The 1356-nt window shown below is 41.0% G+C and carries 2 protein-coding genes and 1 pseudogene; 1 reads left to right on the forward strand and 2 read right to left on the reverse strand.

From position 1 onward, the window contains the following. Positions 1 to 111: 111 nt before the first annotated feature. Positions 112 to 642 (forward strand): NUDIX hydrolase, encoded by a 531-nt coding sequence (locus tag WMO25_RS18045; protein WP_349086608.1) that lies wholly within the window; start codon positions 112 to 114, stop codon positions 640 to 642. Positions 643 to 727: 85 nt separating this feature from the next. On the opposite strand, the gene WMO25_RS18050 is transcribed toward WMO25_RS18045, so the two are convergent. Both WMO25_RS18050 and WMO25_RS18055 read right to left on the reverse strand, forming a co-directional pair. Beyond that, positions 728 to 979: a hypothetical protein gene (locus tag WMO25_RS18050; protein ID WP_349086611.1), complete on the reverse strand. Its 252-nt coding sequence runs from the start codon at positions 977 to 979 to the stop codon at positions 728 to 730. Next, positions 943 to 1356 (reverse strand): annotated as a pseudogene (locus WMO25_RS18055) (hypothetical protein); the annotation flags it as partial. The pseudogene WMO25_RS18055 and the gene WMO25_RS18050, both read right to left, overlap by 37 nt.

The raw sequence follows: 1356 nt of genomic DNA on the forward strand, positions 1-1356 counted from the left end.
GAGCCATTGAGCAAGAAGCCCCCACTTCAAAATCTGTGATTTAAGTGGTGGGAGCATGTCACAAGGTGTATGATAAGGTTTATGAATGACTGAAGGGAATGGATATAAATTATGAAACGTATGCTTTTAACAACATTATGTTATATAGAAAAGGGTGATCAGTATCTGATGTTGCATCGTGTCAAAAAAGGGCATGATATCAACAAGGATAAGTGGATCGGTGTTGGCGGCAAGTTTGAGGACAAGGAAAGTCCGGAGGATTGTCTGTTTCGGGAAGTACGTGAAGAAACCGGACTGACTTTGACGTCATGGAAGTTCCGGGGCATCATCACTTTTGTGACAGACCGTTATGAGACAGAATTTATGCACCTTTATACAGCGGATGACTGGGAAGGTGAGATGATCGAGTGCAATGAAGGCAATCTGGAGTGGCTGGACAAGAAAGAAGTATTTAATTTGAAAGTCTGGGAGGGAGATAAGATCTTTTTCTGGCTGATGCAGCATGATGCACCATTCTTTTCACTGCGGTTGGAGTATGTGGGAGATGAACTGGTTTCTTATGCGATGAATGGCGTGTATCACAATCAACAGTATCCGGGACAGAATATGTATCAGGAATTTCTGGATACGTATGAAAAATAAAAACCCAAAAGGCTATTGTATGAAATCCTTTTCATACGGTAGCCTTTTTGTGTGATATCACAAAGTGGTTCAAAATCTCAGAAAATCACATCTTATCAATGAATTCTTCAATCGAATGACAGCGTGCTGCGTTTTTAGTCCATTGTCTGAGGGTATCAAGATTTGTCTCTGTTGTAATTTGTTGATGAAGAGAGTCGGGAATAGTGCCCATTTCTGATAGAAGATCAAGAATATCTTCAATTCGGGTTAAGCGTTGGCCTTCTTCTAGACCTTTTTTCCAACCTTCTTCTTGTAGATTTTTTAAGTGAATTTCCCAGGCATATTCAGAAAATAGCACATAGATAATACCTCCGCTTTATTCCTAATCAGAAAATCTTTAAGGACATTATTGCAGATGCATTCTTCAACGGACTTTTCCACAGCGCGTTCCCGGGTGTAGCCGGAAGATATGTATTGTCGAACGGTATCCACAAATAATGCGTAGTCATGCAATGTCTGGCATTTCTTCATGAGAGCTTTGTTATGACCATAGTTGATGTTGAGCATAACCGCACATACCTCCAGGTGATTTTCAAGATGATCATCCGAGAAAGAATTGCTGAGCTTAAGTACCTGGCGGTCAGGCTGTTCGGATGTTCCGTTGTAGAATACAAAGAACTGGGCTCTTGGAAGCAACAGCTGCGTTGAGGAATAAAGATCCAATCCATTATCCAG

It is taken from the genome of Coprococcus intestinihominis (assembly GCF_040096555.1).
GTDB classification, from domain to species: Bacteria; Bacillota; Clostridia; order Lachnospirales; family Lachnospiraceae; genus Coprococcus_A; species Coprococcus_A intestinihominis.